Raw genomic sequence first — 16,247 nt, 5'->3', positions numbered from 1 at the left:
TATTGAGTTAAGGACCCAACATGAATGATTTCACCTCCATTTATGCGCCCATGGCTGCCACGGGAAAATTGGACGGTCATCCTGAAGCCGTGATTTCGAGTTTGCAGGATTTGTTTGCCAGTTTGGAAGCGATACGCAAAGATGTGCCCGGCTTGGCGCTGGACTATGTATTGAACGGCGATTCGCAGCAAGTGTTACACGATTTGCGCACTGGTAAAGCCGGTCGCAGTTTTGAATATTTGGCCACGCCCGGTTCCATCGTTGATTATTACCACGGCGTCAACAGCAAAAGCGACAACCGTGTGTTGGGTGCACGGGTGCGTTTGTATGCGCTGTTAGACCAAGACACCATCAAACCCGAACAATGGCAGCGCTTGGCGCAGGTTTTTGCCGCGAGCTACCCCGATCCGAAACAAGACTATTACGCCGCCACTTTATACGCTTCAACCGTGCCAGAGTGGCTGCAAGTGTTGCTGGCCGACATTGTCATTACCATGCCCAAACGCGTGCAATACGGCAAAACCGTGGTCGGTGCGCAAGCGCATCTGAGTCATGCTTTCTTTAAACGCATGGCCGCCTTGGCCGAGCTGAGCGTGCCGGCCGAAGTGGTGTTTTTTGAACGCGATGCGCTGAAAAACCAGTGGCATACCGACAATTTGGAAAAATTTTGGCGCTTAAAAGACTTTGACAGCGAATGGTTGAATCCAGAACTGACTTTGCGTTTGGCTGACAGCTTGAGCAACAGCGGCCGCGTTGCCTTGATGAAGTTTTTGGGCGGCAACAAAAAGCGTTTGCAACACTACAACCACACGGTGGTGAAACTGGGTTTGATGGCGGGCAAAAAACTGCAAGGCGATGCGCGTTTGCTGTTGGCGGGTCAGCCTTTGGAAACGCTGCAGCCGTATCTTGAACCCGTATTGATGGGCGCAGGCAGCAATGCCGAACGCAAACTGGCAGCGGAAATGCTGATTCCGTTTGGGGTAGAGGCCGAACCGATGTTACAGGCCGCTTTATTGGTGGAAAACAATGCCGGCGTCAAACAAGTGTATGAAAGCGTGTTGGCGCGTTTGCAAACCGTCAGCGACATGACCGGTCAAGACGACAGTTTTGACGTGCCAACATGGGAGCCATTGGTCACTGGCAAGATAGACGAAACCGAAGTGGTGGAGATTTTAAAACAAAACTTCGCGGAAATTCTCAAATCGGCACAAGAAGCGGCCGAACATGAGGCCAAGGAAAATGCCGACCCGACTTACAAAGGCTATAAGTCCACGTGGGCACGCAGCCGTTTGAAAGAAGTGCAAAAAATTGATGCCGCGGTGTTTCCACGCATTGCTGCCGCGCTCAATGGCGGTGAAGCGGTGTCGCGCAAATTGGTCGATTACCAATTGCTCAATCACAAAAACCGCGTTGAAGCCGTGGCCGGCTTTGATTTTGGCCATTACCTGCGCATGGTGGGTTTGTTACATGGCGGTGGCAACAATTGGTGGCAAATCCGCCAATACTTAAGCAAGGCGTTTCCCCAAGGCGTAGACGTGCGCGTGCTTGCCGATGCCTTAATCAAAAACGGCAAAGACGAAAAAGCCGCGTATGTGCACATTGCCGATGAGTTTTTGGGTTGGGGTGGTGCCGATGCGATGGAGACGTTTGCACCAGAAGCGGTGTGGCCATTCTTCTACGAGCATCCCGAATTTTTACAAGAGGCGTTTGGCCTGACCAAGGCCAAAACCAGTTCGTCTTACGGTGGCTACCAGCAAGGCAATGCGGTGGCGGTGTTGGCGATGTTCCCGAAAATCCCGAGTGAGTGGTTGCCGATATTGCTGACGCTGGCTTTGGAAGCGTCCAAGACTTTGCGCGAGCCGATACAGCAATTGCTGTTGTCCGTACCTGATATTTATTTGCGCGCTTGTGAAGGCTTGGCCACGGGCAAACACGAAATTCGCACCTCCTCAGCCAAATGGTTGGCCGATTTGAACGATGCGCGTGCGATACCGGATTTACAGGCCGCATTGAAGAAAGAAAAACGCGAAACCGCGCGCGCGGCCATGTTGACCACTTTGAAAAAACTCGGTGTCGACATCAGTGCCCATTTGGCGCCCAAAGTGTTGTTGGCCGAAGCCGAAAGCGGCCTGAAAGCCAAGATGCCCAAGTCTTTGGACGCATGGCTCAAGCCAGAGGCCTTGCCCGAATTGGTGTGGCTAGACGGCGGCAAGGCGGTGGACGCCAAGATTACCTTGTGGTGGGTGGTGTTGGCACAAAAACTCAAAGAGCCGGGCGGCAATGAGTTGCTGGATTTGTATTTGGCTTTGACCACGCCAGCGAGCCGTGCACGCTTGGCCGAATTCTTATTGCAAGGTTTTGTGCACGAAGACACGCGCCATCCTAGCAGTGCCGAAGCGGACGAGCGCGCGCAAAAAGAGGCACCGCAGCGCTTTAAATACATGCAAGATTGGTACAAACGCTATCCCGAGTATTACCCGCAATACGCCAACGCGACCTTAGAAATGGCCATCGCCGAAATCAAGCGCGAGGTGATGGCGGTGTATCTGGGCTCTGCCATTGCCGACAAAGGCATTTTGGCCTTGACCGCGGCCATGCCAGCGACAACGTGGGTGCAATTGCTGCAAACCTACATGAAAGAGCACCACCAACGCCGCGCCCAAATCGAAGCGATGCTGATGGCGGCGGCGAAAAACAACGATCCTGCCATCATCCAATTCATCTTGAGCATTGCCCGCCGCTACAAAACCGCGTCGGTACAGGCCAAGGCGAATGAATTGATAGCCGAAATCGCCGAGCGCAATGGCTGGAGCAGCGACGAATTGGCCGACCGCACCATCCCAACCGCTGGTTTGGACGACAGCGGCGTGCTCAGCCTCAGCTATGGCGCACGCGAGTTTACAGGCCGCTTGGATGAGGATTTGAAATGGGTATTGGCCGATGAAACCGGCAAAGCCCTCAAAGCCTTGCCAAACGCGCGTCAAAACGAGGACGCGGCCTTGGTGAAAGAAGCCAAGGCGCAATTCAATACCGCCAAGAAAGAATTGAAGCAGGTGTTGGAATTGCAAACCGAGCGTTTGTACGAAGCGATGTGTGGCGGCCGCGTGTGGAGCCGTGGCGATTGGTTGGAGTATTTGCAAGCGCACCCGCTGATGCAGCGCTTGTTGCAACGCCTGTTGTGGCAAGGTTTGAACGCGCAAGGCGAGGTGGTGTTTACCTTCAGACCGACCGAAGACGGCAGCTTCATCAATGCCGACGACGATGAAGTGGATTTACAGGCCGCATCCAGCATCCGTTTGGCGCACACTGTGTTACTGGGGCCAGAGGCGACGCAAACATGGTTGGGACATTTGAAAGATTACCGCATCAAGCCTTTGTTTGAACAATTGAAACGCGAATTACCGCCGGCGATTACGCCTAAACAACAGGAAATCGACAGCTTCAAAGGCTATTTGTCCGATACCTTCACGCTGCGCGGCGTGTTCACCAAAATGGGTTACCAACGCGGCCCTGCCGAAGACGGCGGCTCGTTTATGGAATACCACAAACGCTTTACCAGCTTGGGCGTGGCGGCGCAAATCGGTTTCAGTGGCAGCTATATGCCAGAAGAAAACATCCCGGCGGTGGTGTTTGGTTTGGGCTTTGTCAGTTTGCGCAATGGCAAACCGACCTACACGCAAGTGGATTTGAACGACATCAGTTTGGTTTTGCTCACTGAGATTTACAACGACTATGCCTTGTTGGCGAGCAAAACCATGGGCTTTGACGCCGATTGGGAGAAAAAAACACCATGGTAAGTTTGAAAAATGTGTTGGGCAAGGTCAAAGCGGTGCTGCAAGGCGGCGATGATTTAGAAGCCAAACTGGCGCAAGCGCTGCAACAACAAGACTTTGAGGCGGTGTTTGCCGCCTTGCCGCAAGACGCTGCTGGCATCTTGGCGCTGTGGACGGCGCAATTGCAAGCCATCAGTCCGGCGGCGGCACAAAAGGTCGAGGCTTATTGGCAAGACCAAGCCACATTGGAAATCAATGAGATAGCCCAAGACATTACCGAGGCGTTTTTCAATGTGTTTGCACGGCCATTGGACGATTTCAGTTATGCCTCGGTGGCGCTATATGTGCGCCACCTGCCGGAAAATCCGTTGCCTTTGCTGCTGCGGGTACAGTGGTATCGCTTGCTGATGCAAGGGCAGATTGCCAGCAAATTGGCGACCAAAATGCAGAGCCTGTGGCAAGACTTGGCGCACCGCCATTGCAGTTACAGCCGCTATTACGGCGGCTCTGAGAAAGAATGGGCGGCGGCTTTCTGCGACATCACCGAGATTTTACCGTTGCAATGGCAAACCACGCTGTCCGGCGCCAGCTTAGTGGCCTTGCCCAAGGCCAAGCTCAGTGTGTTGCAACAGGTGTTTGGTTCGGCCGAATGGCAAGAGGGCGATGCGGTATTGTCGGTATTGTTCAGCAGCCGCAGCAAAGCCGAGCGCTTGCACTGGTGTGAGGATGTGGATGCCTATTTATTAGAGCGGGTCGGCGCCGTGCGCGCTTGGTGCGCACAAGACTATTACTACGGCTCGGTGACGGTGTTGTTGCAATACGCGTCTAACCATGCGGCTTTACATCTGCCATTGCTGCCAGTGTGGTCGGCGTGTTTGCTCGACAAAGACGTGAACGCGCGCATGTTGGCCATAGGCATCTTGCGCCAGCTCTCGCCTGAGGTGGTGGCACAAGAATTGAGTCAAAGCGCGGCCGTGGCCGACAAACCAGCGGCGGTTTTGGCCAAATTTGCCGAGAGCCTACCGCATTTGGGGCAGGCCTATTTGGGTGTGTTAGAGGCATGGCAAGCGGAGGCCAAAACCGCGGCGGCGAAAAAGCCGTTTGCGCTGGCAATATCCAAATTGTCTTTGCAGAACTTGGTGCAAGCGCATGCATTGTCTGCGCCCGCCAGTGCGGCCTTAAGCGCACACCTGCCTGAAGCGGTGACGCTGGAAATATTGCACGCCAATATCGAGCAGCGCCGCAGCCAATACGAATACCAACACACATGGGCGACCACGCGTTTGCAAGAATTACAGGCCGCTGACACCAAAGACATGGATGCCGATGAATTGCAATGGCATCAGCACAGCATCCACGCCAGCCAAGTCGAGGCTGAGCAAGCGCAGCAGCGTTTGCAGCAGATGGTGGCCATACAAGACGCGGATTACCAGCGTTGGTATCAGCATTTGAACGCTTGTCAGCGCATGAGCGATGACGATTTGTTCAAGGCCATGGGCGAGCAGTATTACTACAGTCGTGGCAGTTATTATTTGGATGTGCCCGAATGGCTGCCTGCGCACACGGCGGCGCAGTTTGGCCTGTGGAATCGCGCCGCCATCGGCTATGCGTGTAGCCACATTGAAGAGACGTACGCATGGGACAGCATCCTCGCGCATTTGCAAGACTTGGGCTGCGAGCGGCCTTTGGACTTGATGTGGCACTTAATCAGCGACCATTACATGCGCGCAGAATCATGGCAGATGGCCATGCCGCTGTTGCTGCGCCATCTTGAGGTGTTGGAGCAAGCATGGGGCGAGCGTGCGCACAGCACCCCGGCCTGTCGCATGGGCGTGGAACGGGTGATGGATGCGCTGCAGGTGTTTCCTGCTTTGCCAGCAAGTTTGCAATACCCATTGGCCTTGTGGGCGTATGGCAGCAACCGCAGCTTGCGCGTGCAAGCGCAAGCGCTGCTTAGCCGTGAGGACAATGCTTTGGCGTGGACAGCTTGGGGTTTGAACCACGATTATGCCGATGTGCGCAAGCTGTCGATTGCGTGGTTGGTGGGTTTACAGGCCGCATCTGCCCAAGTGATTCCTTTATTGCATGCGCGTTTGGCTGTGGAAGACGATACCAAGCTGCGGGTGCAATTGTTACAAGGCTTGATTGCCTTACAGGCCGATGTGTCGGCGTATTTGTCGGAAGAAGCACTGTTGGCCGAGATTGCACCGGTGATGGCGAAGAAACGCCCAAAAGCAATGGAATGGTTGGCTTGGGATGAGGTGCCGGCCTTGCAATGGCAAGATGGCCGGCCTGTAACACCGGAATTGCTCGAAGGCTGGCTGCGTTTGGCCATGCAAATGAAAGAAGCCAATGGCGAAGGCATGTGGCAGATTTATTTGAATTTGCTGAATCAAACCAGCCAAGACGCGTTGGGCTTGTTTGTGTTGAAGCAATTTGTCGGCGAGGATTTGCGCCCGATGAGCGATGCCGAATTGAACGAGCTCATAGACAAAGAAGTGCCGAAAAAACTGAAGAAATTCCAAAAAGACTACGAGCAATACCCAAGTTATTACAGCGAATACAAAGACATTACCGAAGAGCAGGTGCGCGCCAAACTGGTGGAAGAACTCGGTCGCTACAATGACAAACAAACCGCCTTGCCGCACAAAGGCCTGTTGGCTTTGACCGGCGCGGTGGCTGCGGACGAATGGTACCGCACTTTCCGCCGCTACCAACGCGATTTTGCTTACAAAACCAAGCAATTGGGCGCATTGATACAGGCCGCTGCGGCGGGCGACAATGCGGCGGTGTTGCCGCTGATTGCCAGCTTGGATGTGAAAGCCTCGGGCAATTACATTCGCACGCTGTCGCGCAACACCATCGCCGAGTTTCAAGAGCGGCATGAATGGAGCGATGAGCAAATCGCCGATTATGTGGTGCCGGCGTTTGGCATGGATGCTTACAGCCGCTTGAGTTTGTCGTATGGCGAGCGCACATTTAAGCTGCGTTTGCATGTGGATGGTGAGTGGACGATACAAGACGACACTGGCAAAGAGTTGCGCGCCTTGCCGCCTGCGCGCAAAAGCGAGGACGCGGAGTGGGTGAAAGCGGTGAAAGCGCAATATGCCAGCATCAAAAAAGACGTCAAAAACGTGCTCAAACAAGAGCAACAGCGTCTGTATGTGGCCATGTGCAGCGAGCGCGTGTGGACGGGCGCGGTGTGGCAGCAAGTGGTGGCTGAGCAAGCGATTATGCGTTTGTTGGCGCAGCGCCTGATTTGGCGTGTGCAGCAAGATGGGCACACGCAGTTTGTGCGCTTGGATGAACAAGGCGAATTGCTCGATGCCGACGACAACAATCACGAGCTTGCGGCAACGGCGCAAGTGCAACTGGCGCACGGCACCATGATGAGCGCTGATGAGCGTGACGCGTGGCAACAACACTTTGCCGACTACCAAATCACGCCTTTGTTCCCACAATTACAGGCCGCATCGACGGCAGCGTGGCAAAACAACAGCGCCAACGATTTTGAAGGCTATGCGATACCGTATTACACCTTGCGCAGCGTGGTGGCCAAACACGGTTTTAATGTCAATGCCTACGATTATTATGGCGAAGACAGCTATCACTTAAACTTGGGCAGCAAAGGTTCATTCTCGATTTATTTCGATGCCCAAGGCGAATTGGGCTATGGCTACGACCGCAGCAATGTGATGGTGTGGTTGTCTGAGGTGCGTTACCACGGCGACACGCCGATTACCGACATCATCAAAGCCGAAGCCTTTGCCGCTTACCAAGCCGCCGCCGACGCCAGCAATGGCAAAGACCCCAAATGGAAGAAACCAGCATGAGTTCACAATTATTGCGCCAACCGGCGGAAATCCGTTTTCAAGACGAGTTGCAGCGCTTGCACGAGCAAGATGGCAGCGCAGCCAAGCCGGCAAATTGGTATTTGTCACCGCGCAGCGTGCGCGCCTTCATCTTGGGCGATGACAAATTAAACGTCAGCCGCAAGTTTTACGGCGATGATGCCTTGGTCGACCGCGCCATCGTTACCTTAATGGGCAAACAAGGCCTGATGTTGGTGGGCGAACCGGGCACGGCCAAGTCGATGTTGTCGGAATTGCTGGCCGCGGCCATCAGCCATGATTCGGGCCTCACCATCCAAGGCACGGCCGGCACCACCGAAGACCACATCAAATACTCATGGAATTACGCGCTGCTGCTGGCCGAAGGCCCGAGCGAGCGCTCCTTGGTGCCATCGCCGTTGTACCAAGGCATGGCCGCCGGCAAAACCGTGCGTTTCGAGGAAATCACCCGCTGTCCGCCGGAAATTCAAGACGTGATGGTGTCGATGTTGTCGGACAAAACCATGATGTTGCCGGAAATGGGTGAGGGCGCGCGCTTGTTGGCGCAAAGCGGTTTCAATGTCATCGCCACCGCCAACTTGCGCGATCGCGGTGTGCACGAAATGTCGGCGGCCTTGAAACGCCGCTTCAATTTTGAAACCGTCAAACCGATACAAGACGCCAAATTTGAGCAGCAATTGCTGCGCTTGCAATTGCAGCAAGAGTTGGGCGATTTAAAAGGCCAAGTGCAAGTCGGTGACGATGTGGTTGAGGTGTTGGTGACGGTGTTTCAAGAATTGCGCAAAGGCGTGGCCACCGATGGCACGCACTTGAAGAAACCTGATGCGGTGATGTCTACGGCCGAAGCGGTGAACATTGCCCATGCTGCCAGCTTGGAAGCGGCGTTTTTGGGTGACGGTGCGGTAACCGGCGGCGCTTTGGCGCGGCAATTGCGCGGCGTGGTGCTCAAAGACAATGACGAAGACATTGCGCGCGTGCAGTATTACATCGATGCGGTGGCGCGTGAACGCGCCAAACACAACAGTGCTTGGAAAAGCTTTTACGAAGAAAGCAAAGCCTTATGGCAATAGCCAGCGTCGCGTGGCCTGAGCGCATCCAAGCTGCGGCGGCAACGGCGCAGCGCTTGGCGGCGCAAAACGTGTATTTTGTGCCGGTGCGCCACCACAGCCCGGCCTGTAGCATGGCCTTGCAACAGTGGCTGAACGAGTTACAACCCAAGCGTGTACTTATCGAAGCGCCACACACATTCATGCCGCTGTTGCCGCTGTTGCAACACGAGGACACGGTGCCGCCGGTGGCGGTATTGGCGCAGCGCAAACAAGGCGAGCACGTGCGTTCGGCGTTTTACCCGTTTTGCGATTATTCGCCGGAATGGTTGGCGCTGCGTTGGGCACAGCAAGCGGGTGCGGAAGTGGTGTTTTGCGATTTGCTCAGCTTGGATGGTGACAACGATGATGGCGGCGACGAAGAAGGTGATGCCGAGAGCGTGTTACAGGCCGCTGCTGGCAGCTTGCTCGATGAAAGCCATGTTGCTCACAGCGAATACGTGCAAGCCTTGGCCGAGAAACTGCATTGCCGCAATTACGATGAATTGTGGTCGCATGTGTTTGAATGTCGGCCTGTCGATACCTTATTGCAACCTGAGGCGTTTTTCAACGAGGTGTGGATGTGGTGCGCAATGGCGCGTCTTTCCTATACCGAACAAGCACTGCAACTGGACGACACCGTAGCGCGCGAAGCATGCATGTTGCAGCATTTACAGGCCGCTATCGCCAGCGGCGACACCACCGTGGTGATTACCGGTGGTTTTCACACCTTGGGTTTGCTCGAAGGTCTGGCAGAACCTGTTGTAGATAACAAAGCAAACAAACCAAGTAAAACCAGCAAAGCCAGCAGCAGCGATGCATGGTTGATACGCTACAGCTTCGACCGCTTGGATGCCTTAAATGGCTACGCCTCGGGCATGCCATCGCCGCAGTATTACCAAGACCAATGGCAGGCCATGCAGCAAGGACAAAGCGGCAGCGATTTTCTGGCCTTGCAATTGAGTGCCATCGCCGCGCACCTGCGCGAAGAAAAGCTGATGCCGGAATTGTCGGTGTGGTCGTTGCAACAAGCACAAGAACAGGCATGGCGTTTGTCTATGCTGCGCGGTCATGCGCTGCCGTCGCGTTGGGACTTGCTCGATGCCATTGTGTCGACATGGATCAAAGACGAAGCCGAAGTGGCACAACAGCAAGTGTCGCAAGCCATTTTGCGCTTTTTAAGTGGCCACAAGCTCGGTCAAGTGGTGAAATCGGCGGCGGTGCCGCCGTTGGTGAATCAGGTGCTGTCAGTATTGAAGGCGCAGCGCTACAAACTCAGTGACACCTTGCCCAAGAATACCGAATTGAGCATTTACCGCGATGCCGCCCACCGCGAACGCAGCGCGTTTTTGCATTTGCTGGCGTTTATCGATGTGGGCTTTGCCACCTTAGAACAAGGGCCAGACCTCATCAGCGGCGCCAATATGGATTTGCTCAACGAGCATTGGCGCTATGCGTGGACGCCGATGGTGGAGGCGCGTTTGATTGATTTGAGTGCCGAAGCCGCCGATGTGTACCAACTGGCGCAGCAGCGCCTGCTCAAGCAGCAACAAAGTTGGCAAGAGCAAGGCCACAGCAACAATGCCAGCGGTGCCATGGGCTTATTGATACAGGCGGCGCGCATGGGTTTGGAGCAAAGCCTGCCAGACTTGTTACAGGCCGCTCGTTACCATATTGAGCACGACAGCCGTTGGGCGTCGCAACTGTCGGCGATACACCAAATCTGCAATCTGTGGCAGGCGCGGCGTTTGTTCCCCAGCGTGGACGAGGGCGTGCTCAAGACCATGTTGCTGCATGCGTGGAATACCTCGCTGTATTTGCTGCAGCAATTGCACGATTTGGACGACGAGGCCAATGCGGCGCAAGTGCGCGATTTGGTCACGCAACGCTTGTTGGCGCGGCGCTTGGCGGCAGAGCGCGATTTTGATTTGGCCGATGCCGTGGCCGATTTTTACCGCCATTTGCGCCTGTATCGGGCGCAATACCAAAACAATGCGCTGCTCAATGGCGCCATAGATGGCTTGTTGTTTTTAGATGGGCAAAGCGAATTGAGAGAATTACAACAGGCGATAGCTGCGCGCATGCAAGCCGGTGCCGATGCCTTACAGGCCGCTCAATACTTCAATGGCTTGATGCAGGCGGCACCGGAATTGTTGGTACACCAGCCTGTGCTCGTCGATGCCTTGGATGCGCAGCTTAAGCATTGGGGCGACGACGAATTTATCGCCTTATTGCCGTCGCTGCGTTTGGCCTTCAGCCAATTGAATCCGCGCCAAATCAATCAGATTTCGGCCTATGTGGCCGAGCAATACCAAACCGATGCCGTGGCCTTAAGCCAAGTGAATGTGGTGCACACCGAAGCGCAAATGTTGGCGGCGCTGAGCCTGAATCAAGACTTACAGGCCGCTTTACAAGCCGAGGGCTTGGGTCATTGGTTAAACCCGGCCATCAGTGGAACATGATATGGATGAACAGACTTTAGCGCGTTGGCGCTTGCTGCTTGGGCGTTACAGCGAACAACATTTGCAACACATGGCCAATCTGTCGGCGGCGCAGCAACAGCAAATGCAAACCTTGGATTATTTGTACAACCGCGAATACCAGCGCCGCGGCGTGGTGCAAGGGCAAGGCCAAGACAGCGGTGGCGCTAGCCTAGACCCGAGCCAATTGAGTGCGCTCGATTGGTTGACCAAGTCCAAACGCCTGTTTCCAAAATCGACGTTTGAACAAATGCAAACCACGGCCTTGAGCCGCTACGGCATGACCGAGTTGATGAACAGCCCGAAAATGCTCGACCAACTGAGCCCATCGCCGCAAATCGCCCAAGCCTTGCTCGGCATGCGCGGGCGCATGAGCAATGAGATGCGCTTGGCGGTAAAACGCTTAATCGAGCGCGTGGTAGAGGAAATTTTGCAGCGCTTGAAACCGAATTTCCGCCAGCAGTTTAGCGGCCGCCGCAACCGCTTTCGGCGCTCGCATGTGAAGCAAGCGAGCAATTTTGATTGGCGCGCCACCATTGCCCGCAATCTCAAGCATTACCAACAAGACAGCCAGCAATTGGTGATTCATGAGCCGGTGTTTTATTCGCGCGTGCAAAACCATTTGCCGTGGCAAGTGATTTTGTGTGTCGACCAATCCGGCTCGATGTTTTCCAGCGTCATGTATGCGGCCATTTGCGCCAGCATCTTGGCGGCGCTGCCGGCGGTGTCGGTGAAACTGGTGTTGTTTGATACTTCGGTGGTGGATTTGAGCGAACACGCGCACGACCCTGTGGAAGTGTTGATGACGGCGCAATTGGGCGGCGGCACCAACATCGCCCAAGCCTTGCAATACTGCCAAAGCCTGATTGAAACGCCGAACCGCACCGTGTTGGCGCTGATTTCCGACTTTGAAGAAGGCGGCTCGGTGCCGCTGTTTTTGCGCACCATCCAAAGCTTGGCCAGCCAGCGCGTGACTTTGCTCGGTTTGGCGGCTTTGGACGAGCAAGCGCAGCCGGTGTACAGCATCGACATGGCGCAGCGTTTGGCCGATTTGGGCATGCATGTGGCGGCCTTAACCCCAGAACATTTCGCCAAATGGTTGGCAGAGGTGATGCAATGACGTGGCAACAGCTGTACCAGCATTTGGATGACGATGCCTTAAGCACTTGGGCCAACCCCGGTTTACTCAGGCGCGCCAAAAAAGCCTTGGAGGCGGGCGAGGTCAGTTTGGTGGAGTTGCGCGACGATGGCGGCACTTGGCACAACGACGATGCCACCGTGACCTTGACGGCACAAGGCTTGACCAAAGCGGCCTGTAATTGCCCCGCCGCCGGTGCGTGCAAACACATCTTGGCGGCGGTGCTGCATTTGCAACAGCAAGCGAACAGCGCGCCCGCGCAGAGCGTAACAGAAACTGTAGCCGCAGCCATACCAGCAGATATTGCAGTACCAGTAGAAGCAGCCGCCGCCGACTCAGCAGTCAATGCTCCAGCTGTACCGACATGGTTACAAAGCTACCAACTGTTAGACGACGCTGCCTTAAGCACTTGGGCCAATTCCGGTTTGCTTCGGCGTGCCAAAAAAGCTGTCGAGGCAGGCGAGGTCAGTTTGCTGTCTTTGGACGAGGCACAAGGACAGTGGCAAAACGATGACGCGGTGGTGACCTTAAACCCACAAGGCTTAAGCCAATCGGCCTGTAATTGCCCCGCCGCCGGTGCGTGCAAACACATCGTCGCGGCGGTATTGGCGGCGCAGCAAGTCTGGGCTGAGGCCGCAGAAAATATTGCCACCAATACCGATGCAGCAAACGGCACAACGGCAAGCGCAGACAACAGTGTGGCAGCCTTACAGGCCGCATTGAGCGAAGCGACTGATTTAGAGCGTTTGCAATTGGGCAAAATCGGCAAGGTGCAGTGGCGGCAAGCGTATGCGTTGTGGGCGGATTGGCAACAGCAAGTACCGCCACGCATAGACATACAGCCTGCGAAGATTTTGTTTCACACCGATTTGAGCAGCGATGCGGTGGTGTATTTGCTTGGCGGTGGTTTTGCCGGCATGTTGTCGAGCTTGGACAAGAAACGCCAAATACCGGTGCATCTGGCCGTGCTGGCGCAGCTGTGGCAACAGCAACAATTGGTGTTTCCATGGCCAGACGAGGTGGTGCCGGATGAAAACACCGATGCCAGTGTATTGGGTGAGGATGAACGCAGCTTGCTGCTGACCTTACAGGCCGCTTGTCAACGCTTGCTGCAATTGGGCTTGAACCATTTGATGGCAAGCGAGGCGCAGCAATGGCAGTGGCTGCAATTGTCGGCGCGGGTGGAGCGTTTGCCGCGTTTGGCCGGCATGTTGCGGCGTTTGGCGGGCGAAGTGCGCTTGCTGGCAGAAAACCACATCAGCAGCGACAGCAACGACACCTTATTGTCGTTGGCGCGTTTGGCCGCTTATTTGGATGCCTTGCTGCATGCCGAGGGCGAGGCTTTGTTGGCCTTGCGCGGGGTGTTGCGCCGTACTTACCAAACCCAAGATGAGGCGATGACGCTGTTGCCGCTGGGCGTGAACTGGTGGCAAGGTGAGGGCGGTGCGTCGGGTTTGAACGTGTATGTGTGGAGCGTGGAAGAAGCGGCCATCATGACCACGGTGCAAGCGCGCGGCAATGCCAACGACCGCAGTTTTAACCGCTATAGCGCTTGGTCGGGTGCTGGCTTTTGGAACCGCAGCGCCGAGCAAATCATGCAAAACCAAATCGTGTTGCGCGCGCCGCGCGTGTTTGGTGACCGCTTGGCCAACCAAGTGGCCGTGCCTTCGCAAGCGCAGCCGTTAACAGCGGATTTTTTTGCACCGGCGTTAACGCCGTATGCCGATTTGATTCAACACAGCATAGAACAAACCACGCCATTTTTGCTGTCGGTCAGCCGCTATGAGCCTTTGTATCTGGACGAGTTGGAGCAAAGTTTGGAATGGGTGGTGTACGACGACAGCCAGCAATGGGGCGCACAACTGAGCTTGGTCATCAATGAAGTCACGCGTGAGCGCTCGCAGCAATTGCAATGGCTGTGTGAGAAAAACATCGCCATCAGCGCGGTATTGGTGTTGGCGCGTTTGGATGGGCAACAGGTGATTTTAGAGCCCATCAGTGTGATGCTGGCAGAGCATGCCGAACCTGTGCGTTGCTTGGATTACCACCAATTCAGTCCCAAACAGTTTTTTTGGCAGCGTAAACAGGCCAAACCAGCGCTGTTGCGCTCGACCATAGGCGCGGCAGCGAGCAGCGAACATTGGCTAGACACTTTGTGCGCGCCGGTGTGGCGTTTACTGGAAGCGCGCACCGCCAGCGGTGTGCGTGCATGGTTGGAGTTGGAACGTGAACAATTGCTGGGCGCAGCTGCCCAAGCTGAGGCATTGGGTTTGGACTTGTTGAAAACACTGTGGCAGCGTTTGGCGCAAGAAGCCAGCGCAGGCAACATGTTGCAAAGCGCGCATGTGATGCAATTGGCGCGGCAATGCCAACAACAATGGCCGCTGTTTGAAGTTGAATTACAAATAGGGGAAAACGACGATGGCAACGGTGAAAACGCGTAAGAAAAAACCAGTCGCAGCGGCACGGCCGACTTACCAATCGGGCACGGCCGCAGCAGTGGCCTTGGTATTGGGCATCTTGCTGTGTTTGGCAGGGGTGATGTTGATGTGGGCAGCGAATCGCAATGGCATGGTTTATTTGCGGCCTTTGCAATGGGGCATCATCAGCGTGGTCTTGGGGGTGTTCGGTTTTATCATCGCATTAAAGGTCAAACCGCCGAAACAGCTGTAATCGTAATAGAAGACACAAGGCATGCGGCCTGTAAAACCACAACAAGGTTTACAGGCCGCATGTTTGGGTTTATGTGCGATGCAATGGCTGGAAATGTGGTTTGACACTGGTATGGCAAGCGCGTTGGCATGTGCAGCGCTAGGGATTTTTTAAACGCAGCGGCTACAGGTGTGAGTCAAATCTCTGACAGCAATATCGTGCGCATTGCGACTGGCTGCGAATGTCTGCCCTTAATCAAAGTGAGTAAATGTATGCTCAGAAGCTGGTATAAGTAGGTTGTTGAATCTATTATTGATTGTGGACCGTTGAACTGCAAAGTGGAGGCCTGCCATGACTGAACCTGTATCCAAGTACCGACACATCTCATTTACTGCGCATTACACCGGTTATGTGTGGTACCGCATGGGCATATCCCATCCCAATTTTGCCACGCCCGAAGGCCAAATCTATGCGCAATTGATTGATCCTGCTGAGTGCTTGGCCGAGTTTTTTTGGGGCAGCAGCATCCGTTCTACCTTAAAGCAACGCCATGAAATGCTGGACGCGCGCTTAGAAGCCTTGATTGCTGAGCATCCACATGTGCAAATTTTGGAAATTGCCTGTGGTCTGTCGCCGCGCGGCTGGTTGTTTCGGAAAAAATACCCTGACATTCAGTTTGTGGAATTGGACTTGCCCGATATGGCGCAAATGAAGCGCGAGGCCTTGGCGACTTTACAGCCCGATGCTCAAGTCATCGGCGCGGATTTGTTTTCCGATAAAGTGGGCGCAGTGTTTCGCAGTTTTGATGTCAAGCAGCCATTGGTCATCATCAGTGAGGGCTTAATCAATTATTTTGCCTTAGACCAGTTGCGCTATTTGTTGCAGCGCTTGGTGAAATACACACGCGAATTCCCCGCCTTGTATTATTTAAGCGATGTCTATCCGATGCCGCTGCAGCCACATTTTCGCATGTTGGCTTGGCAAGCGAGTTGGATTTTAAAAACCATGGCCCACAGTGATTTTGACTTTCATTTCAATACCCCGCAAGAAGTGGCGGCGTTTTTTCACAGCTGCGGCTTTGGCAAGGTCGACTTATTGCAACCGAGTTTGTTGCAGCAAGACTTAAGCGATTATCCTGCCACCACCGTACAACACCACCAAGGCGATTTGGTGTGGGTGATTGCGGCGCAGCGCTGAAAATTGATTGTGTAAGAATTGACAGGCCGCTTAATGCGGCCTGTCAACATGATAAGAGGCTGTGAGCGGGG

General features: G+C 54.7%; 8 protein-coding genes. All 8 read left to right on the top strand.

Features of this window, described 5'->3' with window-relative positions:
• The first annotated feature begins 20 nt into the window (after window positions 1-20).
• Complete coding sequence (locus BN3003_RS15200; protein ID WP_058357478.1) at window positions 21-3,797, top strand: DUF4132 domain-containing protein; 3,777 nt, start codon at window positions 21-23, stop codon at window positions 3,795-3,797.
• Window positions 3,791-7,606 carry a DUF4132 domain-containing protein gene (locus BN3003_RS15195; protein WP_058357477.1) on the top strand — a complete coding sequence of 1,272 codons (3,816 nt, stop codon included), beginning with the start codon at window positions 3,791-3,793 and terminating at the stop codon, window positions 7,604-7,606. The genes BN3003_RS15200 and BN3003_RS15195 overlap by 7 nt, the downstream gene beginning before the upstream one ends.
• Window positions 7,603-8,694, top strand: a complete 1,092-nt coding sequence (locus BN3003_RS15190; RefSeq protein ID WP_058358077.1) for an ATP-binding protein — start codon at window positions 7,603-7,605, stop codon at window positions 8,692-8,694. Before BN3003_RS15195 ends, BN3003_RS15190 begins: the two co-directional genes overlap by 4 nt.
• Window positions 8,685-11,171 carry a DUF5682 family protein gene (locus tag BN3003_RS15185; protein ID WP_058357476.1) on the top strand — a complete coding sequence of 829 codons (2,487 nt, stop codon included), beginning with the start codon at window positions 8,685-8,687 and terminating at the stop codon, window positions 11,169-11,171. The genes BN3003_RS15190 and BN3003_RS15185 overlap by 10 nt, the downstream gene beginning before the upstream one ends.
• A 1-nt stretch (window position 11,172) precedes the next feature.
• Entirely contained in the window at window positions 11,173-12,309 is a 1,137-nt protein-coding gene (locus BN3003_RS15180; protein ID WP_058357475.1) for a VWA domain-containing protein, read from the top strand.
• The gene (locus BN3003_RS15175) at window positions 12,306-14,771 is read left to right on the top strand and encodes an SWIM zinc finger family protein (protein ID WP_058357474.1); all 2,466 of its coding nucleotides are present in this window, start codon (window positions 12,306-12,308) and stop codon (window positions 14,769-14,771) included. Before BN3003_RS15180 ends, BN3003_RS15175 begins: the two co-directional genes overlap by 4 nt.
• Complete coding sequence (locus tag BN3003_RS15170; protein WP_058357473.1) at window positions 14,749-15,000, top strand: hypothetical protein; 252 nt, start codon at window positions 14,749-14,751, stop codon at window positions 14,998-15,000. The genes BN3003_RS15175 and BN3003_RS15170 overlap by 23 nt, the downstream gene beginning before the upstream one ends.
• A gap of 330 nt (window positions 15,001-15,330) precedes the next feature.
• The gene (locus BN3003_RS15165) at window positions 15,331-16,176 is read left to right on the top strand and encodes a class I SAM-dependent methyltransferase (RefSeq protein ID WP_058357472.1); all 846 of its coding nucleotides are present in this window, start codon (window positions 15,331-15,333) and stop codon (window positions 16,174-16,176) included.
• The last annotated feature ends 71 nt before the right edge of the window (window positions 16,177-16,247 follow it).

This window comes from Vitreoscilla massiliensis (genome assembly GCF_001457815.1).
Classification (GTDB): Bacteria; Pseudomonadota; Gammaproteobacteria; order Burkholderiales; family Neisseriaceae; genus Vitreoscilla; species Vitreoscilla massiliensis.
Note: the sequence above shows the minus strand (reverse complement) of the source record. Positions and strands in the feature narration are given on the sequence as shown.